The sequence below is a fragment of the Lysinibacillus sp. EB271-A1-10B genome (genome assembly GCF_058791335.1).
In genome coordinates, this window is record NZ_JBYTDL010000004.1 from 60,633 (window position 1) to 83,729 (window position 23,097).

The 23,097-nt window shown below is 37.0% G+C and carries 25 protein-coding genes; 3 read left to right on the forward strand and 22 right to left on the reverse strand.

All coding sequences use genetic code 11. From position 1 onward, the window contains the following. Window positions 1–321: 321 nt before the first annotated feature. From AC3WSK_RS07615 to AC3WSK_RS07635, 5 genes are all read right to left on the reverse strand, one after another. A complete protein-coding gene (locus AC3WSK_RS07615) occupies window positions 322–699 on the reverse strand; it encodes a carboxymuconolactone decarboxylase family protein (protein ID WP_492412210.1) in 378 nt (125 codons plus the stop codon). Between the two features lie 212 nt (window positions 700–911). Further along, on the reverse strand, window positions 912–2,285 hold the full coding sequence (argH, locus tag AC3WSK_RS07620) for an argininosuccinate lyase (RefSeq protein WP_079562026.1): 1,374 nt from the start codon (window positions 2,283–2,285) through the stop codon (window positions 912–914). Between the two features lie 86 nt (window positions 2,286–2,371). Then, the gene (locus AC3WSK_RS07625; RefSeq protein ID WP_079562025.1) at window positions 2,372–3,562 is read right to left on the reverse strand and encodes an argininosuccinate synthase; all 1,191 of its coding nucleotides are present in this window, start codon (window positions 3,560–3,562) and stop codon (window positions 2,372–2,374) included. A 604-nt stretch (window positions 3,563–4,166) separates the two neighbouring features. Further along, on the reverse strand, window positions 4,167–4,922 hold the full coding sequence (locus AC3WSK_RS07630) for an SDR family NAD(P)-dependent oxidoreductase (RefSeq protein ID WP_079562024.1): 756 nt from the start codon (window positions 4,920–4,922) through the stop codon (window positions 4,167–4,169). A gap of 8 nt (window positions 4,923–4,930) precedes the next feature. Next, window positions 4,931–5,878 carry an MBL fold metallo-hydrolase gene (locus AC3WSK_RS07635; protein ID WP_427483741.1) on the reverse strand — a complete coding sequence of 316 codons (948 nt, stop codon included), beginning with the start codon at window positions 5,876–5,878 and terminating at the stop codon, window positions 4,931–4,933. A gap of 715 nt (window positions 5,879–6,593) precedes the next feature. On the opposite strand from AC3WSK_RS07635, the gene proC reads away from it, so the two are divergent. Both proC and namA read left to right on the forward strand, forming a co-directional pair. Further along, on the forward strand, window positions 6,594–7,400 hold the full coding sequence (gene proC, locus AC3WSK_RS07640) for a pyrroline-5-carboxylate reductase (protein ID WP_492412207.1): 807 nt from the start codon (window positions 6,594–6,596) through the stop codon (window positions 7,398–7,400). A gap of 46 nt (window positions 7,401–7,446) precedes the next feature. Further along, window positions 7,447–8,457, forward strand: a complete 1,011-nt coding sequence (gene namA / locus AC3WSK_RS07645) for an NADPH dehydrogenase NamA (protein ID WP_427483742.1) — start codon at window positions 7,447–7,449, stop codon at window positions 8,455–8,457. Window positions 8,458–8,533: 76 nt separating this feature from the next. Here namA and AC3WSK_RS07650 read toward each other — a convergent pair whose 3' ends face one another. The 14 genes from AC3WSK_RS07650 to AC3WSK_RS07715 all read right to left on the reverse strand — a co-directional run bounded on the left by AC3WSK_RS07650 (window position 8,534) and on the right by AC3WSK_RS07715 (window position 19,248). Further along, window positions 8,534–8,812, reverse strand: coding sequence for a YuzB family protein (locus tag AC3WSK_RS07650; RefSeq protein WP_427483743.1), 279 nt, complete (start codon window positions 8,810–8,812; stop codon window positions 8,534–8,536). Window positions 8,813–8,879: 67 nt separating this feature from the next. Further along, complete coding sequence (locus tag AC3WSK_RS07655) at window positions 8,880–9,494, reverse strand: Imm43 family immunity protein (RefSeq protein ID WP_492412204.1); 615 nt, start codon at window positions 9,492–9,494, stop codon at window positions 8,880–8,882. A 272-nt stretch (window positions 9,495–9,766) separates the two neighbouring features. Next, entirely contained in the window at window positions 9,767–10,627 is an 861-nt protein-coding gene (locus AC3WSK_RS07660) for an alpha/beta fold hydrolase (protein ID WP_492412202.1), read from the reverse strand. 231 nt (window positions 10,628–10,858) lie between these two features. Further along, complete coding sequence (locus AC3WSK_RS07665) at window positions 10,859–11,395, reverse strand: hypothetical protein (protein WP_079562017.1); 537 nt, start codon at window positions 11,393–11,395, stop codon at window positions 10,859–10,861. A 62-nt stretch (window positions 11,396–11,457) separates the two neighbouring features. Beyond that, window positions 11,458–11,964 (reverse strand): imm68 putative immunity domain-containing protein, encoded by a 507-nt coding sequence (locus tag AC3WSK_RS07670; protein ID WP_079562016.1) that lies wholly within the window; start codon window positions 11,962–11,964, stop codon window positions 11,458–11,460. A gap of 289 nt (window positions 11,965–12,253) precedes the next feature. Then, a complete protein-coding gene (locus AC3WSK_RS07675) occupies window positions 12,254–12,499 on the reverse strand; it encodes a hypothetical protein (protein ID WP_079562015.1) in 246 nt (81 codons plus the stop codon). Between the two features lie 231 nt (window positions 12,500–12,730). Beyond that, a complete protein-coding gene (locus AC3WSK_RS07680; RefSeq protein ID WP_079562014.1) occupies window positions 12,731–12,982 on the reverse strand; it encodes a hypothetical protein in 252 nt (83 codons plus the stop codon). A gap of 168 nt (window positions 12,983–13,150) precedes the next feature. Further along, window positions 13,151–13,744 carry a DUF6241 domain-containing protein gene (locus tag AC3WSK_RS07685; protein WP_079562013.1) on the reverse strand — a complete coding sequence of 198 codons (594 nt, stop codon included), beginning with the start codon at window positions 13,742–13,744 and terminating at the stop codon, window positions 13,151–13,153. Between the two features lie 148 nt (window positions 13,745–13,892). After that, window positions 13,893–14,219: a DUF5713 family protein gene (locus tag AC3WSK_RS07690; RefSeq protein WP_276207760.1), complete on the reverse strand. Its 327-nt coding sequence runs from the start codon at window positions 14,217–14,219 to the stop codon at window positions 13,893–13,895. Window positions 14,220–14,558: 339 nt separating this feature from the next. Further along, the gene (locus AC3WSK_RS07695) at window positions 14,559–15,443 is read right to left on the reverse strand and encodes a sensor histidine kinase (protein ID WP_492412198.1); all 885 of its coding nucleotides are present in this window, start codon (window positions 15,441–15,443) and stop codon (window positions 14,559–14,561) included. A gap of 13 nt (window positions 15,444–15,456) precedes the next feature. After that, complete coding sequence (locus tag AC3WSK_RS07700) at window positions 15,457–16,239, reverse strand: hypothetical protein (RefSeq protein ID WP_079562011.1); 783 nt, start codon at window positions 16,237–16,239, stop codon at window positions 15,457–15,459. Beyond that, window positions 16,232–17,155, reverse strand: a complete 924-nt coding sequence (locus AC3WSK_RS07705; RefSeq protein WP_079562010.1) for an ATP-binding cassette domain-containing protein — start codon at window positions 17,153–17,155, stop codon at window positions 16,232–16,234. The genes AC3WSK_RS07700 and AC3WSK_RS07705 overlap by 8 nt, the downstream gene beginning before the upstream one ends. Before the next feature lie 82 nt (window positions 17,156–17,237). Then, window positions 17,238–17,912, reverse strand: a complete 675-nt coding sequence (locus AC3WSK_RS07710) for a response regulator transcription factor (protein ID WP_492412195.1) — start codon at window positions 17,910–17,912, stop codon at window positions 17,238–17,240. 454 nt (window positions 17,913–18,366) lie between these two features. Then, the gene (locus AC3WSK_RS07715) at window positions 18,367–19,248 is read right to left on the reverse strand and encodes a LysR family transcriptional regulator (RefSeq protein ID WP_492412193.1); all 882 of its coding nucleotides are present in this window, start codon (window positions 19,246–19,248) and stop codon (window positions 18,367–18,369) included. A 123-nt stretch (window positions 19,249–19,371) separates the two neighbouring features. On the opposite strand from AC3WSK_RS07715, the gene AC3WSK_RS07720 reads away from it, so the two are divergent. Beyond that, a complete protein-coding gene (locus tag AC3WSK_RS07720; RefSeq protein ID WP_079562008.1) occupies window positions 19,372–20,397 on the forward strand; it encodes a DUF2332 domain-containing protein in 1,026 nt (341 codons plus the stop codon). A gap of 72 nt (window positions 20,398–20,469) precedes the next feature. Here the strand turns inward: AC3WSK_RS07720 and AC3WSK_RS07725 are convergent, their stop codons facing one another. From AC3WSK_RS07725 to AC3WSK_RS07735, 3 genes are read right to left on the reverse strand one after another with little or no spacing between them, the layout of a single operon-like run. Beyond that, complete coding sequence (locus tag AC3WSK_RS07725; RefSeq protein WP_079562007.1) at window positions 20,470–21,036, reverse strand: NADPH-dependent FMN reductase; 567 nt, start codon at window positions 21,034–21,036, stop codon at window positions 20,470–20,472. Window positions 21,037–21,048: 12 nt separating this feature from the next. Further along, window positions 21,049–22,104 (reverse strand): LLM class flavin-dependent oxidoreductase, encoded by a 1,056-nt coding sequence (locus tag AC3WSK_RS07730; protein ID WP_079562006.1) that lies wholly within the window; start codon window positions 22,102–22,104, stop codon window positions 21,049–21,051. A gap of 14 nt (window positions 22,105–22,118) precedes the next feature. After that, window positions 22,119–23,060: a ring-cleaving dioxygenase gene (locus AC3WSK_RS07735; RefSeq protein WP_492412190.1), complete on the reverse strand. Its 942-nt coding sequence runs from the start codon at window positions 23,058–23,060 to the stop codon at window positions 22,119–22,121. Window positions 23,061–23,097 lie beyond the last annotated feature (37 nt).

A 23,097-nucleotide genomic window follows, 5' to 3' on the forward strand; every position in this document is an offset into this window, starting at 1 on the left:
CCAGAAAAATTCTGGATCCAAGAACACTTATTTCTATTGATTTTATTTGTATCGGTTATTGCTTCTTCTTAAGATACAGCAAAACAGAATATCCTCTGCCTCACCTTTTCCTTAAGATTTTAGAAGCTCACCCTATACAGTTGTGGCGGACTTTCCTGAGATTCCTGGTCTTTGGGTGTTTGACTACTCATTCTACATCCTCCTAATCATATTAGATTAATAAGTGGTTCCGCTCTTAATATGAACCGTTTCACAGGAGTTTATTCATGTAATGCGTGCTTTTATTAAAGTGCCTTAAGATAGCATAAAACGCCAAGAAATCTAAGCTTCTTCTTTAAAGACCTGTTGAACTATAGTTAATGCATTTTGTACAAGCGGAAAACCTATGTAGGGCACTAATTGTAAAAGTGCTTCCACAATTTCTGTTTGAGTCAAACCTGCATGTAAACCTCGTTTAATATGTGTTTTCGTTTGTGGGGCAGCACCTTGAGTTACGACTGATGTAATGACAACAAGTGCACGTTTTTTTGCATCTAGCCCCGTGCGTGAATAAATATCCTCATAGGCAAATTCAATAATCATTTTTCGTAAATCTGGTGCGATGTCGGCTAGTGCATCCGCCTCAATCATTTTTACTGCTTCTTCCGTTGTCACATAATGCTTTATTGTTTCGAACCCCTTTGTAAAACGCTCATTCATTGAAAACACCTCCCATTATCATTTAATTACACAAAAACCCCAATTCCGCGTCTCCAGAATTGGGGATTGTCCTTCACCTATGTAAGGGGCTCTTTTACGTTTCACCCTCTGGCTCTAACGAAAAAGGAGAATGGTTTATCATAGTGCCTCACTGGACAGCTTTAATGAATATCTATGCAAAAGTCACAAGGACATGCACGCTAAAATAATTGTTAAATTAGACAAGCTTTTGCCTTTTGGATTTGGATGATTACTTGATCAAATCCTGTACCACCTAATGAATGACGACGACGAACGGCAGCTTCAGGTGCTAATACATCGTAAATATCCGCTTCGATAAGTTCACTTTCTTTTTTCATGTCTTCAAGCGGTAAATCTAATAAGTAGATGCCCTTTTGAATACATGTGAATACAAGTTTTCCAGTCACTTCATGTGCTTCACGGAAAGGCATACCTTTTGTTGCTAAATAATCTGCAAGCTCCGTAGCATTAGAGAAGTCAGAGTGTACTGCCTGCTGCAAACGCTCTGTATTGACAGTCATCGTGCGAATCATACCTTCAAAGATTTTTAGAGAACCAAGAATTGTATGGACTGTATCGAACATACCTTCTTTATCTTCCTGCATATCTTTGTTGTATGTTAACGGTGTTCCTTTAAGAACTGTTAATAAGCCCATTAAGTTCCCGTAAACACGCCCTGTTTTCCCACGAATTAACTCCGCCATATCAGGATTTTTCTTTTGTGGCATAATAGAAGAACCTGTTGAGAAGGCATCATCTAATTCGATAAATTTGAATTCATCTGTCGACCACAAAATAATTTCCTCTGCAAAACGAGATAAATGCGCCATTAATAATGATGAATTGCTTAAAAATTCAACGATAAAATCACGGTCACTTACTGCATCCATAGAATTCGCATATACCTCGCTAAAGCCTAAAAGTTCAGCGGATTTTAAGCGGTCAATTGGGAAAGTTGTACCCGCCATGGCACCTGCACCTAATGGCAGAATATCAATACGTTTAAGTGACTCCGTAAAACGTTGTTTATCACGCTCTAACATCCAGAAATAGGCCATTAAGTGATGCGCAAATGAGATTGGTTGTGCACGTTGTAAATGTGTATAGCCTGGAGCAATTGTTTCCACATGCTCCTCTGCCTTTTCTAGCAATGTCTTTTGGAATGTCTCTATTAAACCGATTGCTTCCTCCACACGTTTTTTCAAGAAAATATGCATATCCGTTGCTACTTGGTCATTTCGGCTACGGCCTGTGTGAAGCTTACCACCTACAGGACCAATTAAATCAATGAGCATTTTTTCTAGGTTTAAGTGAATATCCTCATTAGCAACTGTAAATTCAAGCTCACCTGCGATTGCTTTCTCTTGTAATTGTGCAAGTCCACCGAGAATTGTCTCTACGTCAGCTGCTGATAAAATTCCTGTTGCACCAAGCATCGTAACATGTGCAACGCTGCCTTCAAGGTCTTCTAGAACAAGCTGTTGGTCAAAGCCAATCGATGCGCCGAACTCGTCCACCCATGCTTCTGCTGATTTTTGGAAACGTCCGCCCCAAAGTTTTGTCATAACAGCTCACCTTTTCCTTCATTTCTTTTTGAACAGGTGCAGCACAGCACAAGTCTATACTACACCTTGCTTGTCAAAATTAATTTTTATTTATTTACAGAAGAGTTGACCACTGTTGGCAGACCCCATAGTTCGATGAAGCCTACTGCTGAAGCATGGTTGAATTGGTCTTCTTTAGAATATGTTGCTAGCTTTTCACTATAAAGTGAATTTGGAGATTTACGTCCTTCCACAATTGCATGACCTTTGTATAGCTTCACACGCACAGTTCCGTTCACAAATTTTTGTGATTCAGCTAGGAATGATTCCAGTGCTACACGTAATGGAGAGAACCATAAACCATCATAAATTAATTCAGATAATTTTTTCTCAATAACTGGTTTGAAGTGTGCTAACTCTTTTACAAGTGTTAAGTCTTCAAGCTCTTTGTGTGCCGTTAATAGCACTTTTGCTCCTGGAATTTCATATACTTCACGAGATTTAATACCAACTAATCGGTTTTCTACGTGATCGATACGCCCAACACCGTGTGCTCCAGCTACAGCATTTAGCTCTTGGATTAAATCAGCAAGCTTCATTTCCTTACCGTTTAAAGCTACTGGCTTACCAGCAACGAATTCAAGTTCTACGTATTCCGCTTCATCTGGAGCGTTTTCAACAGAAACTGTTAAACCGTATGCTTCTTCTGGTGGAGATACCCATGGATCTTCCATTACGCCCGCTTCATTTGCACGGCCCCATAAGTTTTGGTCGATAGAGAATGGTGAATCTAATGTTGCAGGAATCGGTACATTATGTTTCATGGCATATTCGATTTCCTCGTCACGGCTCCAGCCCCACTCACGTACAGGTGCTAAAACTTCTAAATCTGGATTTAACGCTTTGATGGAAACTTCGAAACGAACTTGGTCATTTCCTTTACCTGTGCAACCATGAGCTACTGCGTCCGCACCTACTTGATTCGCGATTTCCACTAATTTTTTTGAAATTAATGGACGAGAAAGTGCCGATACTAATGGATATTTTTGTTCGTACCAAGTATGCGCTTGTAATGAAATTAATGCATATTCTTCAGCGAATTCATCTTTCGCATCTACCATATATGATTCAATTGCTCCTACTTGAAGAGCTTTATTTTTTACGAATTCAAGATCCTTACCTTCACCAACGTCAAGACAAACTGCGATAACGTCCCAACCTTGTTCTTTTAACCACGGAATTGCTACAGAAGTATCAAGACCTCCTGAATATGCTAATACTACTTTTTTATTCGCCATAAGAAATGCGCCTCCATTTAATCTATAAGATATGTATGTTTATACATCCACTTAAAAGTTTATACACGAATAGTATCATGTTATAAAAATAAAAACAAGTGTATTTTTATAAATTAATAGACTTTTATGTTTATTGTAAAAAGTGTGTCATTCCAATACTTTAAGTGCTTGTACAAACGATCAATATTTTTACTCGGAAAAACGATTTTTTACTCGCAACATGAATGTATATAGTATTAATTTCCGTTTCGGATGTGCGCTTTCTTTAGGGTCGGAGCAACAGATGTTTTTTGCGCGATTGGGCACCATTGCACTTAGCTAGTGGTTCGCATATCCTAACGCCCACATACAAAAAAGAGTTGTCTCAGCGCAAGAGACAACTCTTTTCTTAATGTCGAGCCGCAAAACAGAATCGCTAAAGCTCCTTTCGTTCGTTTTATAGGAATACTTTGAAGATTTATCGAAACTATTTGAGCTTTTATCGAAACAAAATCTCATTTTATCGAAACTTTTTGGGCTTTTATCGAAAAACAAGCTCTTTCTATCATGTAGAGCCATAAAGTATGTTTACAGTTTGATTAATATTATTTAATTGAGTTTTTCGTTACTTCTTATTAAAAAATGATTTACCTAAAAATTCAACGGTTGCAGGTGCCATTGCATATAGCTTACTTGTTAACCCCATGATCCGCGGTAAATTTACCTCTCGCACAGGGCGCCCGATTGTTTTTATCGTAGCTTGAGCCACTTCTTCAGCTGTTAATAAAAACCTCCCTAAAGACTCTCGATAACCACTTTCATCACTCGCCTTGTCTAAAAAAGGTGTATCGATTGGACCTGGATGTATCGCTGTGACTGTCACATTATACGGAGCTAGTTCCATGCGAAGCCCATTTGTAAAGCCAACAATCGCATGCTTAGTAGCAGCATAAACACTTGCCTTAGGTGTCGCTACCTTTCCTGCCTGCGAGCCGATGAAGATGAGCTGACCTTGCTGACGTTGTATCATAGGCGCTGCTAGACGTTTTGCTAAATACATCGGTACACTAACATTTAGCTCTACCATTTGTCTAATAGCTTCATCTGTTAATTCAGGTGCAATACCGAATTTACCTACCCCAGCAGATAAAATAGCTACATCGAGAGGCGGTAGCTGTGCACATACTTCGTCGATAGTAGCTAAATCAGTTAAATCTGCTTGGATCACGTTTGCCCCTACGCGTTCTAATGCTTTCAATGCCACTGTATTGCGGCCTGTCGCATAAACGGAATGGCCTTGTGCTACTAATAATTCTGTTATTTTCAGTCCAACACCACTTGTTGCACCGGTCACGAAGATAGTCTTTTTATTCACGCTCATATTTACACCTACTTTCTATGAAATAAATAAATACCTTCTTCAGATTTTGTAGATGTAATCAAATTGTTGGCCTCTAAGTAATCTAAATAACCGAGCGTTTTAGACAGTGTCAGTCCAAGCTGTCGTTGAAAAACTGCTGGGTAAAAGCGCTTCGTTACTTGTACAGCAGTTAATGATTCATCACCAAATAATTCGCAAACCTTCAAAGCTTGCTGATGCTGACGTTCTAATCGTTTATCAATTAAATCAGGAATATTGTGCAACTCTGCGCCATGTCCTGTATACATTGTTTTAACTGGTAATCGTCGTAATATTTCTAGCGATTCATTATATTGTAGTAACGATTTCGTACGTCCTAATGTACGGTCTAGTGGTGGCTCAATTAACGGATTTGGTGTTATTTTTTCAAGCAATAAATCTCCACCAATTACATCGTGCGTTTTTTCATCCCAGAAGATTAAGTGACTTTGTGCGTGTCCTAAAGTTTCAATAGCCTTTAATCCAGGATGTCCTGGCACTTCATCCCCATCGTTAAGAATTTGTGTTAATGGTCGTTCACCTACAAGCTCTATTTCACGGCGGACATGTACACTCGGCTGGATATATTGTTGAGGAACACCGTGCTCAAATAAGCATTCACTGTAAAACTGCACATGGTAACGTAAAAAATCCTCGTCATGACGAAGCCATTTATCGTTATAGGCGTGCCCTAAAATTTCTGCGTTTGGAAAGGCATCCACCCAACCTGCATGATCTGGATGATGATGGGTTAACACAACCTGTTCAATATCTCGCATGTCAAAGCCCGCTGCGCGAATCCCCCATTTTAGCGCGTCATAGGCTTCCATTGTTTTTGGACCAACATCAAAAATTGTCAATGCATCGCCTTTGACAACAAATGCATTTACATCTCCTACATCATAGGGTGTTGGTATTTCTATTTTGTATGTAGACAAAAGCTGTTTCCCCCTTTATGCAACTAGTGAACACCGATTCATTCTATTTTACAAGTTTTTCTTCTTTTCGTCACCCTCCTGTTGACAGGTTGACGTCTTACCAATATAATTTTGAATAATCTAATTATTTTTATGCGTTGATGAAGCCAAGTACGTAATTGGTGAAGGTGTCTTAGAGAGTGTTACATTTGCTGAAAGTAACATCACCCACTCCCATTACCGAACCTACTTCTGAGCAGTTATGAAAACATAACCGTCTCCCTTGCGATAAAAGGGCTATGAGTTGTGCCAATTGGCAAACAAAGGTGGTACCGCGGAAACAACAGCGTTTTCGTCCTTCTTTATAAGGACGGGAGCGCTGTTTTTATCTTCATTCAGCAATTTTTTTAGTAGCGAAAGCGAAGCGACAGCTACAAATATCCAAACACCCGCTGAAATAGAGGAACTCAGTCTAAGAACGCCACGTCCTGTGGCAATTTATCTGTGCTAAAGCGAAGCGGCAGCAACACACGACTGAGTGACCAACATCTTGTTGGCCCAAAGCCTCCGGCGGATGTCACGGATTTTCAAAGGAATGAATATAAGGATGTTAGCCTAAAACCGTCGCTTCCTGCGACAATGGCTAACTGACCTGCGTCGTGCAGGCCTTAGCACAATTCAAAATCCTGACGCAGTTACGCCAAGGCGAAATTGAATTTGAACTGGAGGTTTTATCATGAAAAAAATACTATTTATAGGTGCAGGCTCTATGGCAGAGGCATTGATTCAGGGCTGGATAAAAGAAAAAGTATTTACAGCGCAAGAAATTTACGTCACCAATCGCTCAGACAAAGACCGCTTACATTTTTTACACGACACATATGGTATAAATTGCAATATTGACCATGATATTTACCAGCAAGCTGATTTAATTATTTTAGCGATGAAGCCTAAAGATGCCATTGCAGCGATGCGTGAGCTAAAGCCTAAAATTACAGAACAGTCAGCCGTTCTTTCTATCTTAGCCGGTATCGGTATTGCAACTATTATAGAACATTTAGGGGCTCGCCCAGTCGCTCGCGTTATGCCTAACACTTCCGCTACTATTGGGATGTCTGCAAGTGGAATTGCATTTAATGACAAAGTGACTTCGGAACAGCGCTCCATGTTCTTACAGCTTTTAGAGGCGGTCGGTTCAGTTATTGAGGTGGAAGAGGATCAATTACACGCTGTAACGGCACTTTCAGGGAGTGGCCCAGCTTATATTTATTATTTAATGGAGGCATTTGAACGAGTTGGTACAAAGGTCGGTCTCTCGAAGGATATAGTACGACTATTAATGACGCAAACGCTTGCCGGTACTGCAGAAATGCTGAAGCAATCCGTCGATGAACCTGATGTATTACGCCGTAAAGTAACAAGTCCAGGTGGTACAACAGAAGCTGGAATTAAGGCTCTTGAACAATATCAATTTAATGAAGCGATAGAAGCATGTATTAAAGAAGCAGAAGCTCGATCTCGTTTACTTGCAAATAGTAAATAATGGGTGCAAAATAAAAGTATATCACTAGGGATTAGGGGGCTTTATTTTGTCTAAATTACTCGAACCTTACCAATTACAAAATATCTTATTAAAAAATCGTGTTGTAATGGCACCGATGTGTATGTACTCGGCGCAGGAGGATGGGCTTGTCACACCATTCCATCAAGTACATTATGCAACCCGGGCTGCTGGTCAAGTTGGTTTAATTATCGTCGAAGCTACGGGTGTTGTTCCAGAAGGTCGTATATCTAGTAACGATCTTGGAATTTGGGATGATGCTCATATCGAAGGTTTACGTCAATTAGTTCAAGGAATGAAGGCATACGGAGCAAAAACCGGCATCCAGCTCGCACACGCTGGACGTAAAGCAACTGTAGATGGTGAAATATTCGCACCGTCAGCCATTGCATTTAGCGATGCTTATAAAACGCCTACTGAGATGACATTAGAAGACATTGAATATGTAATAGAAGCTTTTAAACATGCAGCTGTCCGAGCAGCTAAAGCAGGCTTTGATGTTCTCGAAATCCATGGTGCACATGGCTATTTAATTAGTGAATTTTTATCACCAGCAACGAATAAACGTAATGACCAATACGGTGGTTCCCAAGAAAATCGTTATCGATTATTACGTCAAGTCATCGATGCTATTCGCAGTGTTTGGGAAGGTCCTTTGCTTGTGCGTGTTTCCGCAGAAGATTATGCTGAAGATGGTACAACAATGGATGACTTTATCGTCTTCAGTCGTTGGATGAAATCACAAAGTGTTGATTTAGTGGATGTTTCTACTGGTGGTGTCGTGCAAGCACATATAAACGTTTTTCCAGGCTACCAAGTGCCTCATGCAGAAGCGATTAAGCATGGAGCTGATATTCCAACTGGTGCGGTCGGATTTATTACAACAGCCATTCAAGCAGAGGAAATTTTACAAAACAATCGTGCTGACTTAATTTTCCTAGCACGCGTTCTCCTTCGCGATCCCTATTGGCCACTTCATGCTGCTAAGGAAATAGGAGAAGCTGTTACACCTCCAGTGCAATACGTACGTGGTTGGTAAAAATAACGGGAGATAACCGCTATTCATCATAAAGTAAAAAACAGCTTGTTGATTTATGTTAACAAGCTGTTTTCATTCAATAAAGAGGATTTTGTATAATTTCTTGATCAATTGCCTTCACTAACGTCTCTGCATCATCTGCAGTAACGATTTCTCCATTGACAATGGCGAAGATCCCTTGCTCACAGATTTCACAATGTGATGTACAGCCCGATTCTTCTATTTCAATATCAGATCTTTCAACTAATACATCATAGGCATCTGCCGCACCTAGTGATAAGTTTGTCATACAAAACTCTACTCTATTTTTCAATTGCTGCGGCTCTTTCTTTTTCTTAAAAAAAGAAAATACCATCTTTTGATCTCCCCTCCTCTCTCAAACAAAAGTTTTCGAACTTTCCTGAAAAATAGTCGCTCTAATACTAAGGCTTATACACATCAGCTTCATTTGAGGGGACAAAGGTAATTCCCTTCAATTTAAGTTTTTCAGCCTCTTTTTTAAATTCTTCTGAACAAAACATCATACTGTATAGTCTAATATTATTAATTAGAAACACGTCAGGAAAAGTAATTGTACCTTTCAATTGTAAATCCCATATTTTTTTAAAACGTCCATTTTGCCTATAAAATTCAATATTTGATTTCTCCATATCTATTACATCTTCTAACTTATCAAAAAAACGCACATAAAAGTATTCCTTTGAAGATATACTTTCTTTATGCTTGTTCACCATATATACTTTAGTGTATTGAAAATTGTTAATTCCAAATTTCTGCAATAGGTTTAGAAATTCTAACGATACAAAAAATCCACCAACCTCACATCTTAAATCAAAATCATATTTTATATCTTTTGAAACAAACCATATTTCCTCTGGCAACTCTGTCACAATATTTCTTGAGCTCCTCCATTCCCCATCATCGGAGTCTCTTGCTTCAAAAGGATCTTTTTCAAAGAATTCTGTATGCATAATCCCCTCTAGGTAAGTAGGACAAAAAATACCTTCTTTTTTAAAAATCGCATATGTATTTCCCATATATAAAACGTCATTCCTTTCATTTAAGATAATCTACCACTCTACTACATGATGAGCAACAGCATTAATAAAGCAAATTATTGTCGTACTTTGTAATTAAATAAAGAGTTCATCAGCATTTTCTTTAACGCCTTCTCTTATTTAGATGGCATCTTTTTTTCACACCTATTAAACCATTCGTTAAAGGTTTCTCTTTGCCAGCCTGTCTTAAAAAAGAATGGCCGATACTACAATTAGAAGGTTTCGGAAGAAATGATCGGACTTTAAAGTTACTAAACACTTAAAAAATCAACGATCATTTTCTTTTCTAGATCTGGCATCATATGCATGTGTCCGCATCCTTTTAACATATGAGCAGTGTTATTTGGTATAATTCTTTTGGCTCTTGATAATACTTTTTTCGCTGGAAATAAACAATCTTTTTCTGCTGCCATAATAAGCGTCGGTGCTTTACACCGTTGCATTAATTGTTCACTCACATTGGATGGCATCCCTACTTTTGTTTTTACATGATCAAAACTATCTCTCACCATATCCAAAGTATCTTTATCAAGAACTTCTTCTCTAATAGCCATAAATAAAGCTGTTTTTTTTATATATTTTTCTTTCTTTGTTAGTTTATATTTGAGTAGTGGTATCATCATTTTTAGAGTACTGATTGGAAAGGCATTGTTAATACCTGATGGCACAATTAATACGGATTTTTTTATTTTCTCTGGTGCGGTACACATCAGTTTTGCCAGAACTCCGCCTCCAAACGAAACCCCAAAACAAGCTATTTTGTCAAATCCAAGCGCTGTTATCACATCATTTGCCCACTTTCCATAATCATCATTACGAGGAGAGAGATTAACCTCATCACTTTTTCCAGGGTGGCCAATAATATCAACCGCATAGATATGAAAATTCTTAAGCAGAAATCTGTACATTAATAAATTATAGGCAGTCGTACTATTCCCTCCATGAAATACTAACAATGGTTCACCCGATAGATTGCCAATTTCAATGATATGTGTTCTTCCAAAACGAGTATGAACGAAAACATCCTTATATGAATATTCCAATTTTTTCAATTGATTATCATAAAGCTTTAGTGACATTTCTCTTCCAAATTGTGTCTTGTATATACCCATATGACCCTCTCTTTTAAGTTATCTCATCCATTAATTTAATTACGATGCAGATGTTCCATTAAACGCTCCAACTACATCGGATGATTTTGAGACCACGTAATAGACTTCTCTATAATTTTTACATCCTTTGCTTGAATCCTATCACTTATAACAACTAGGAATATTGCCATCGCGCGTAATCATTCCCATCAACCTATTTTCATTTTTCGAAGGGCTGTTTATATAACGTTTCTATTTTTTTATGTAATCAAAGATCACGGCCCAACCGTCCCTAGGGCTACCATATCCCCATAGAGGTCCCGTCATTTCATCCAATTGATTGAGCTTTTCCTGATATTTTGTCACCATGGCTTGACGCTCTTCTTGCGTATACGCATTCAAACGTTCGTCACTTACCTTAAGTCGCATATTATGCAGGAAGTTGATCATGTCACAATAAAGTGAGTCATCCTCAAACGTAATGAAATCTGGGAAAATCGCAATAACTTCGTCAAAAGCATTCTGCAAATGCTGTAAACCAAATTTCGCTAAAACCTCGGAAATATACGGTACAAGATGCGGCTGATACGCGATGATACCGTCCCAGCCATCACACTGCCAGTTACCGATCGTATTGATGGCGATGTGAAGTTGAAATAACTCTGGCGACACCTTCTCTTGGATGGCATCCAGTTCGCCGATCTCCCATATTTTATCGGATAATTCTGCTAAATTCATTTCATCTGCTGGGATTTTTCCATCCCATATCTCATTCAATCCAATACTCATAGTTACACCTCTCTCGGAATTAGAATTCTGATTTCTCTTTCTTCGCTATTTCAATTGAGATTTTACATGTTTAGTTCTTCTAAAATCTCCTTGCATATCTTTGCAATTTCTCGCATATCATTTTCAGGGCAAAACTCCGCCAAATCATAACTTAAAGGGTAATGTATAAAATCTTCCAATACTCCCCTCAAAAAAGCCATTTCTTCTTTTTCTACTTTTAATGAAATAACAGCATTTTTGTCCATGATGCCGCCACCTAAATCCGTTAGAGGAACCTTACCGTTTTTTTGACATTCCAGAATAATAGCCGTAATATCGATCAACAAATTGATCACGCAGCCTATATCTTGAAAAAATTCTTTTTCTATAATACGGTAAATGTCTTTCGTTTGGCGTAAGTCTTTTATTTCCCTAGTATTATTCAGTTGAAAGTCTTGGAAAATATTTTTAACGTTTATTTCTGTTGGAATATCCGACTCAAATTCTCTGTCAACTAAATAGTCGATTAAAGTAAATGTATCATCGGTTCCTCCAATATAGTTACCCCACCATTTCTCAATGTACATCATCGCTTTTCTGGCCTCCTCAAAAATCTTGTTTGTTCAGCAAATTTGGAAAACTAGTTGTAATTGTTCCTCCATCCCCTTTATGTATCGCAGCAATATGATAAATTCTTCTTATTTATCTCGGCACTGTTCTCTAATGCCTTTAAAATATCTGTTATCTTCATCTTTTCCCTTTTTCCGAACCCAATGGGGCAAAACTGTAGCGCCTAAACTTTCAACAACTTTTACTTACTACTTTAAAAGATATATTAAGAATAAAATATTTCGAGATTTTCAAGCAAATAGAAATCTACTAGATTGGTACATTGTATCCGGTTTCCCCCAAGATCTGTCGTAGTTGCTGCAGAAGCTTAAGCCACTCTTTTATAAATAAATCTGTTTTCATCGTAATACTCCGATAGTCATCACGACTATTTTTTTTACCGATTAAATAGAAGTCGTTGGTCCAATAAAACATTATGTCTTTAGATTTATGTAGGTCATTGTACCATTCCGAAAGTGCTTGATTTAAAAGGGGAAGCTTACATTGTAATGTCACTTATGAACATCTCTTTTTCAAGCCCTTCAAAGTTGTGTTTTTCTAACGCCCTGTTTAGAAACTCTAAAAATAGATTCCCTAAATAATACCTTTGTCATGACACCTACCTCTTTCTAAACAGTGTATTTTATTGAAGTTACACACCCGGCTCACCAGACACTCAATTACTATGTTTCTACAACTATCCCGAGAAAGAACGAGCATCTCGTTTTCTATTGGTTTTCAGACACTTCATTTCCATATCCATAGATGAGGTGAACAAAATCCGGTTACAACATCTAATAATTCGAGTAGTAGATCTTCAGAAGAATCCTTCTTAAAGTCTCCTCTTAAACTTTCTAACACTACATATGCATCATTTTGCTTACCACCGGCATCTTTATATTCTTTAAGGATTTTATGTAAATCAAAAAATTTGAAATGATTGATTAAGCCATAGCGAATGCAGGTTTCCAATTTTTGATTATTACATTCTTTATTCACACTTTATCACTTTCCCTATTTACTTTGTATCTTAGATAAAGAATTTTGCTACTCACCTTAAATTACGTTCCAGCAGGAAATGTAGTGAGATATTATTTGTTTCTTTTAAATCTTTTTTCTAAACCAATTAATAATTATCTCTAATTTCAAGCGCAAAAAAAGCAGAAATTAACTCTGCTTTTCTATTGGAATACTAAAGACTTGGAATATATAATCTTTCTCTTGTTCTTTTGTAGAAATCCCAGTGGCTATACCACCTTCTTTTGTCCCTTGAATAAACCACATATCATTATGGTCTTTATCAACAGATTTAAAATCACCTTGTTTCCAACGATTTAATATATCTAAATATTTATTACTGTGTTCGTATCCATCTTTATTTTCCTCTACCATTTGTAGTAAAAGTTCAATTCTTTTCGGTGTAATCATAATGGATGATTCTTTCTCATCTGCAATAATCTTTTGATGTGACATTTCTTGAATAACTTCTTGCATTAGGTTATCAATAAAGGGTTCATCCCCACTTTTCCATTCATCAATCTTTTTGGAATACGTAGTATTTTCCCAACCAAAATTCGTATCCACTGTCGATACAAACTCTTCCTTAACATGTTCTTTTGAAATTGATTGACCGCTAGTTAAATCACTCTCGGCACTTTTAGAGTTTTCGCTTTCATCGTTCTTTTTCATAATCAAAAACGTCCCACTTACACTCAATAATGCGGTTAAAACAACCATACCTAAAACATGCATTCTCTTCATTTTTTTACCACCTTTATAAATAATTATCCCTAACATTATGTAAACATCAGCACAATAACAGACCAGATGGAGCCTTATCAGATGTCAACAAACGATACTTTTCTAAAACCCGTTGATACAAAAGGAATTCAAATCACATAAAAATTTTTCACCAATCTCGTTCTCTAAGAGCTTCTTCAATATCGATGTCAATCTCAAAATATTGTAAAATCTTTTCTACTGTTAATCCGATTGAATCTCGTGCAAACGTTTCAATTTCACTGTCATTTTCATAAAACTCATTTTGTAGCTCATTGATCGCTATAGTCATTTCGTCTAATTTTTCTTGAATCTCTTCTATTGTATAATTGTTCTCCTCAATAAAATGTACTACATTAACAATATGAGATTTAAGTTTATCGACTAAAAATGATGGAAAGAAAGAATCTTCATACATATCCTCTAGATAGTTGAATTCAGAATCAAGTTTCTTCACAATGTTTCCTCCTTTGAAAACTAAGCTATTTGTACCTATCTTATTATCTTTTCATACTATAAACCTTGCCTTTTCTGTATTTTGTAGATATAGAGACACATCTTAAACAAGAATTAAAATCGTTTATTTTTGCGGTTAAAGTCTTAAAAGCCCCAATCTGTTCAATTTGACCATCATTATTGATTGCCGTAATCATAACCACTACAACATATACTATAATTACCATAAATAGATATGGTTTTCCATAAGGATTATGTCATTGTTTTTTCCAGCTTTTCGATATAGACGTTTTAAGTAATATTAGTAGCCAAGATGCACTAAGCTTCTTGGCTACTAATATTACTTATTCTTTTTTAAGCACACTAAAAACTCAATCATGCCATCTTCTATTTTTGCTGTTGCACTTCCACCTAATTTTTCTGCTAGCAGCCTGACTATAGATAGCCCTAAACCAGTGCTTTTACGTCTGGAACTGTCTGTTGTATAAAATCGATCAAAAAGCTGGTTAGGATTTAGTTGAATATTTTCGTCAATCGGATTTTGAAAACAGATATAGGCATGTTCTTCTTCTAACCATAGCTTGATAGTTACGTCACCTTGCGCATGCATAATGCTATTTCGTACTAAGTTTTGCACAATACGTAAAAGCATTTCTTCATCAGAGTTTATAATGAGTGGCTCAAAATTAGGCAAATTGACGGCTATTCCTTTTTCTTCAAATTGTGCATAGGCACCGGCAATCTCTTCAAATACAATATTTGATATATTGATACGATTCTTTTTAGGTTGATCTTCATTACTATGCAAATAAGAATATTCAAAAAATGTTTCTACTAATTGCTCCAGTCTTCCAACATGTTTTTGTGCAACTTCAAGCTTTGCGAGCTGCTTTTCTGTTAAGGGTTCTTTTAAAAGCATTTGTTGATAGCCCTTGATTGCCGTTAGTGGGGTACGAAAATCATGAGAAATATTAGAAATCATTTCTTTATAGTATTTTTCTTCCCGTTTAATATACGACCTTGATTTTTGCGATTCTATTAAAATACGATTTATATTTACCACAAGTTGATTTACTTCTTTGTTTAAAAGTTCGACACTAATTGGCTGCGTATATTGCTCATGTAGACGTTGTGACAATTGTACATTTATCAATCGTAGTTGCCTTTGTATATAAAAAATATAAAACAGTAATCCTACAATGACTACAATTGCCACAATCCACATTTCCTACATCCCCTTATCTGATTTCTGCTTTTCTAAATGTCATGTATGTTAAATACAACACTACTACTATAAACATGGCACAAACGGAAACGGCCGAAATTATATCCCCTTTACTCATGCTTAAATTAAGCGTAATATACTCCACTGAATAGGGTGTAAAGGATAATATTTTATTCATCATCTCAAATGAATTTTGGAAGCTTGCCACCTGCCCAAAGAACATGGACATCATATAATACGCAGCTACTACAAGCACCGATTTTCTTAAGGCAAACGCAAGTAAAATACAAATCGTTAACTGAGCAAGGTAGACCATCATCATTGTGATCACTATTGTTACGTATTCACCAAAGATACCACTAGTAGTCAAAGTTAAAATGCTTAAAAAACCTGCTGCTTTCCCGCCCATACTAAACGTGCTGTCCATTGATAGCCCAATGATAGTCACGATGATATAAGGACTTACAAGAACAATAAGTAAGATCCAGAAAACAATCGCTTTACTTATGACAATTTGGATTCTTGCAAAGCCGCTTATAATAGGATGATGGATATTTTTTGTGTCAAAGTCTGAACAAATTAGTGTAGTGGCAAGTACTGCGCCTACTATGGACATCATATTCATATCAGATAATAAAAAACCTACGTTGCTGATGCTTTCATTAATTGCGTTATTGCCGATACCATAGGCAATACTAAACATTGCGATTGCAGAACATGTTGTAAGAGCCAGTAAGACCCAAAATATTTTAGATTTAGTTGTTTTATAGAGGTAAGCACGTACTAAATTAAACATGTCGCTCACCTCCAATTAGCGTAAGGAAGTAGTTCTCTAATGTATCTCCTTGTAGACTAAACTCCGTAAGTGTTATTCCATTTTCAAATAATGCTGTTGATACATCCCCAAGATCTTCTAAGAAATCATACAATTTAATCATTCTATTAGGCATGACTTGAAAGTTTTGTGTTTTAAGAATAGTTTCTAATACATGTGCACATTTTTCTGGAGCTGTACAACCAATGCGAATATAATGTCTACATTCTTCGTCGAGCTGTTGTTGAGTCATTTGTTTCATAATTTTCCCTTTATGAATAATGATATAATCAGTAGTTGTTTGATAAAGTTCCGGTAAATTATGACTCGAAATTAAAATCGTCATCTGTCGCTCTTCACAAAGACGTGTTAAAAGCTGACGAATTTCAACAACACCTATAGGATCTAACCCATTTACTGGCTCATCTAAAATCAATAGCTCTGGGTTCGTTAATAACGCAATGGCTATACCTAATCGTTGTTTCATTCCTAGCGAAAAATGCTTCGCTTTCTTTTTGTTTGTACTTGTCAATCCAACCAATTGCAGTATCTCATCCTCGAGCTCCTCATTCGGAATCCCCCGCATTAATCGATGATATTTAAGGTTACCTTTTGCAGTCATATCAGGGCTAATCGCTGGTTGTTCAATCATGCTGGCAATACGTTTTCGTTGCTGTTGGATCTCCTTGTCAGCTGATCTTCCAAATAACTCAAATGAACCTTCTGTTTGAAAACTAATACCAGAAATAATCTTCATTAAGGTTGATTTTCCCGCACCATTTTCACCAATAAGCCCATAAATACGTCCTTCTTTTAATTCGATTGATACGTCGTGAAGTACTGTTTGCTTTTTATATATTTTAGTTAATTGATTCGTTTTTAATATGGTTTCCCCCATATTTAGCACCTCCCTTTCATATTCATAGATTACTCATGAAAGGTATAGATAAAGTAAAGATGGCGTATAGATTACGGATAATTTATGGACGCAAACGGTACCCAAGCCCTCGAAGCGTCTCGATATAATCCGCCTGTGGATTTATTGTCTTTAATTTTTGACGAAGATTACTAATATGAATTTTAATAATATGTTCATCCCCTAAGTATTCTTCTTGCCAAATGGATTCATATAAATTTGCTTTCGTAAATACTTTCTCTTGGTTCGTCATAAACAATTCGAGCAATAAATATTCCTTTGCAGTTAGCAAGACCTCTACACCATTAACTTTAACTCGCTTAGCGATATCATCCAATACGATATCTTTATATTGGAGCTGCTTCATTGGTGTAGCTTGTTTTTTAACACGACGCAAAATAGATTCAACACGGGCAAGAACCTCGCCAAGGTCAAAAGGTTTCGTAATATAATCGTCCGCTCCTAAACGAAGCAAATCAATTTTTGTTGACACTAAATCTTTAGCTGAAATCATAACAACAGGTACATCCGAAATAGCGCGAATTTCTTTCAGTAATTCATCCCCGCTTTTATAGGGAAGCATGATGTCAAGAAGCACAAGATCAAACTCATTTTGCAGAAATGCCCGATGACCCTCTACCCCATCCATCACACTGGTTACCTGATAATCTGCTTGCTCAAACAATTCGGTTAGCATTGCATTTACATCTTCATGATCCTCAACCATTAAAATTCTCAATACAATCACACCTTTGTTAAATTATTCCTGTTCTTATTATATAAAACTTTATGTTATCCAGCATTAAACAATTTTAATAGCTATCATCATATCGTAGTTGATTTCCGTTCCGACTGGGCGCTTTGTTGCTAACGCTTCGCTTTCGCGCAGAGCAAAGCTTTCTGGGGGCAACTCGCTGAGTCACCCTTAGTTGCTAAAAACAGAAATTATTCCGATAAAAGTTATAATTGTTCCGATAAAACGAGATTTGGTTCCGATAAATCTTCAAAGTATTCATCTAGGATGTGATGGTTTTAGCCTTCACCTTCACTCCTCTATCGCTAATTCCAAGGAGTCGCCCAATCTCCACTCCAATCAACTTTACATAGCATATACAAAATGATTTCCTACTTTTGATATGAACCATTAATAAAGATACGACCTAGATAAATAATTACGAAATTGTTGACGATACTCACAAATAATCCCTCGTCTGAAATAAACATAATAACTCTTCTGGAACTCGGATCGATTCCTTATAAAAAAGGTATACAGGAACACTTGGTAAAGCTATCTCATCGAAGGGAACGATATTAAACCGACCTTCCATCCGCTCTCTTCTAACAATCATCCTTGGTAAAAATGACATACCCAGCCCATCTTTTATTAAGCGCTTTACCACATAGGATTGAGATATGGACACTTGCTTGGTAACTACATATTTTTCCTGTAGCTTATGTAATAATTCCTCCCAAATAGTTGGATGATGGTGTGTAAATAAAGTGTACGTTTGAAATAATTCCTCATAGTCAATATAAGCTCCCGTCTCATCATCAAAGGCATCTAGTGGAATAACCAATTCTAAAGGACTTTCTACAAGAAGTTCTTGGTTCCACTGCCGATAACGAGTTGGCAATAAAGAAATACCAATATGCGCCTGATCACGATTGATTAAATCCTCAATTTTTGCTGAATCCTCCACTAGAATCGATATTTCAATGGACGGGTGTTCATTGATAAACTGATAGATTACATGAGGTAATATCGTTTCCACCATTAAGGGAGTCATTGCAATAATTAGCTTTTCTTCAATTCCTTTTGTCGCTAACTGAAAACGTTCAATACTTTTATCCCATTGATGAATAATTTGCTGAGCTTCTACTAGAAAAAGGTGCCCTGCCTCCGTTAATTGCACACGTTTTTTTTCACGTTTAAATAATTTTACATTCAAAAATTGTTCTAAGTGATGAATATGAACAGTGATACTTGGCTGCGATAAATGTAGTTCTTCTGCTGCCATTCGAAAATTACAGGATTTAGCTGCAACTACAAAAGACTGTATCCATTTATAATCCAATATCTCATCCCCTTCAATTAATGTTTTTAATCAACTTCATTATCTATATTTAATTTACTAAATTATCCAATAATAATAAACTTAAAAATAGATCGATTACTTTTACACAAAGGGGAGAATCGTATGTTAGCTAAATTAAGGAAACAATTCCGTACTTTTGCAAAAAATGAATGTGAAAACTCAAGTCCACTGTACGAACATTTAGCGAATAAGATTGCTGATGACGATGAACTATTAAAAGTTGCGGCGTCTATACCTCAAGGACAACCCGTACCTAATTTTTTATTAGCTGGTGTTCAGTATTTACTGTCATCATCAAAGGACGATTTAGTTCATTTTTATCCATCTTTAACGACAGCACCCAAAGCAATAAGTGGAGTGTACCCAGTTTTTAAAGCATTCGTCTTGTCCCATTCAGACGAATTGAAGACTTTATTTCAAGAAAAACTTGTTCAGACAAATGAAATTCGCCGTTGTTCTTACCTTTATCCGATGATGACAGAAATTTATGAACACCACAAAAAACCATTAGCCTTCATAGAAATTGGTGCAAGTGCAGGGCTTCAACTTGGGATGGATCAATACAATTACTGCTACAATCAACAGCTTCACATAAACAATTCTAATAATGATTTCATTTTGTCATCAGAAAATCAAGGTCAGCTGCTTCCAACTTCTATTTCAAATGCTCCAGTTGTTTGTAAGCGAGTGGGCATCGATTTAAATCCTATTGATATTCATAATGAGGAAGAGCTACAATGGCTCCAAGCATTAATTTGGCCAGAGCATCAAGAACGTAGACTTTTGTTAAATCAAGCGCTCCCTATTTTAAAAGAGCTCGATTTACAACTGATAAAAGGAGATGCTATTAAACTTATTAAAGATATTAGTAGAGAAATTAAAGAAGAAGCGATGTTAGTTGTTTACCATACACATGTGGCCAATCAAATCCCAATGGAGTTACGCCTTGAATTAATGAAGCAATTAAAAGAGATTAGCATAGAACGACCTCTCTACCATTGCTATAACAATTTATTTGATATGCAACTGCATCAAGATTTCATTGAACAAGGAGAAATAGAATCTATACGGACAATGGAGCGCCCTGATGGCCATGCTCGATGGTTCAAGTGGTCCAACCAAAAATAAAAATATCACGAAAAAACGCTGTATAAGATTGCCCCCTTATACAGCGTCGAAATTTTATTAAATTAGTAATCTCTAAAAATCATATTCCGCATCTTTTTTAGCACGAATTTCTGCAAACGCATCACCTATCATCACTGTATCCTCAGCTAAACGTTCAAGGCGGAATAGGACGTCATCATTCACAATTTCCTTCCGTAAAAAATCCTTTTCCTCTATAAATACATACGTCGGAACGATATGAGCTTTCATATAAGCAAGAATTGGCTTTAACTGCTGCTCAATCATTAGATAGTGCTTCGATGTGCCAGCTGTAACAACCGTACTCACCACTTTATCGCGAAACGCATTGACAGGTAGTAAGTCAAAAATATTTTTCAACGTTGCCGGAATCGAAGCTTGAAATGTTGGCGTTCCAATGACAATTGCATCTGCAGCCATAATTGTTTCGGTCACATATTTCGTATCCCCATCATATTCAAAATAATTTCGTCCATCACTAAACTCCATTTTGTATTCAGCAAGATCTAGCAACACTACCTCATGCTCTGGATATTGATTTTGTATGATTTCAACCACCTTACTGATGGCTGTTTTTGTTTTTGAACCGACAATTGAACCAGCTAGTGCAACAATTTTCATGCTGAACACTCCCTATTTTACTGTATATTTTTTAATCGCAGGTAAAATATCGTCCCCTATAATTTCAATATTTTTCATTAATTTATCGAATGGCACACCGCCAAAATCAATTTGTGCCATAAATCGTTGCATGCCATAGAGCTCGTATTGATATAGTAATTTTTCAATAATCTGTTCCTTACTTCCGACCATTAAAGCGTCTCGTGTATCTGGCGCTTGTGCAAATTGTTGCTTTGGATAACCCGCGCCACGAATTGCTTGGAATCCACCATTTAAATGTGGATACATCCCTTGTAGTGCCTCTTTCGTCGTATCAGCAACATAAAATAGGCTTGTTGTAGCAATCGGTAAATCTTTCGGATCAAAGCCACTACGCTCTGCTGCTTCTCTGTAGGCATCTACTGATGGCTTAAAGTTCACAGCAGGACCACCTAATGTTGTTAACATCATTGGAATGCCCATATAGCCTGCTTTAATAGCACTGGCAGGAGGTCCACCGACAGCCCGCCAAATTGGCAAAGAGCCATTTTTAGGTTTTGGCATAATTTGCGCATTGTGAAGTGGCGCACGGAATTGCCCTTCCCAAGTGACAAGCTCATTGTCATTTATTTTTTTCAGTAGCTCTAGTTTTTCTTCAAAAATTTCTTCATAATCCTTTAAATCAATGCCTAGTAATTGATATGCACCTACTCGTGAGCCACGACCAGCAACTATTTCAGCGCGTCCATCTGAAATTAAATCAATCGTTGCAAAATCTTCATATACACGTACTGGATCAGAAACACTTAGTACCGTAGCGGAGCTTGTTAATTTAATGTTTGATGTAGCTTGTGCAATTGCTCCTAAAACAACCGTGTGTGCCTGTGTAGTAAAGTACGATTGATGGCTTTCGCCCACACCAAATACATCAATACCTGCTTGTTCTGCAAGCTGACTTGCTTCAACTAGCTCTTGGATTCGTTGCTGAGCTGAAACTCGTTCGCCTGTTAATGGATTTGGAATATGATCCCCTAAAGAATAGAGGCCAAATTCAATGCCTTTTGATTGGTCAATGCGGTATTTTTCCATAATTAAACCTCTCCTTAATCTAGTGGTTCTAAATTAGCTTCGATTTCTGCACGTCTTTCTTCTAAAAATGGTGGAAGATCAAGTTCTTTACCAAGATCCTCTACTGCCGAATCAACTGTAAACCCTGGACCATCTGTCGCCATTTCAAATAAAATTCCATTTCGGTCTCTAAAATAATGACTTTGGAAATAATAACGATCCACAACGCCAGTACTATCAAAGCCCCACTCTTTAATTTTGGCATCCCACTCTTGCAATTCATCCACTGTTCCAACACGTAGTGCAAGATGATGAATACTACCACGACCAGGTTTCTCACTTGGCCCTTCTAATTCTTTAACGACGATTTCTCCAAGTACTTCTCCAGGAATGGATTGCAATACTACCTCTTTTTCACTTTCTATAACAGCTGTATAATTAAATAGCTCTTTTAATAAGCTTACTGTCCGTTGTAAGTAACGAACTGTCATTTCAACTGTACCCATTCCTAAAATACGATGTTCCGCCGGGATATCAGAGCCGCCCCATGGTTGCCAATGCGCAGGTGTTTCGTGACCATGATTATTTAAAAGCACCATTCGTAACCCTTCATGGTCCTCAAAAAATAATGCATCTTTACCTGCATAAGTTGTTATTTCACTATGTTCAACTTCTAATTCTTGAAAACGATCTTTCCAATATTGCAGACTGTCATAGCTTGGCACTAGTAGTCCGATACGTGTAATGGCATTTGTTCCTCGAACTGTCCGTCCTGCTAGGGGCATTTCAAAAAAGGTTAATTCTGTACCTGCAGCTCCTGTTAGGTCTCCATAAAACAAATGATACATAGAAGGCGAATCTTGGTTGACTGTTTTTTTCACACGACGTAAGCCGAGAATTTTTGTATAAAAATCATTATTACGTTTGCCGTTTTTAGTTAACATTGATATATGATGATGTCCACTTAATTTGTTCATGAATGTTTCCTCCTCATTTTCACTTGACTAAGCAAGT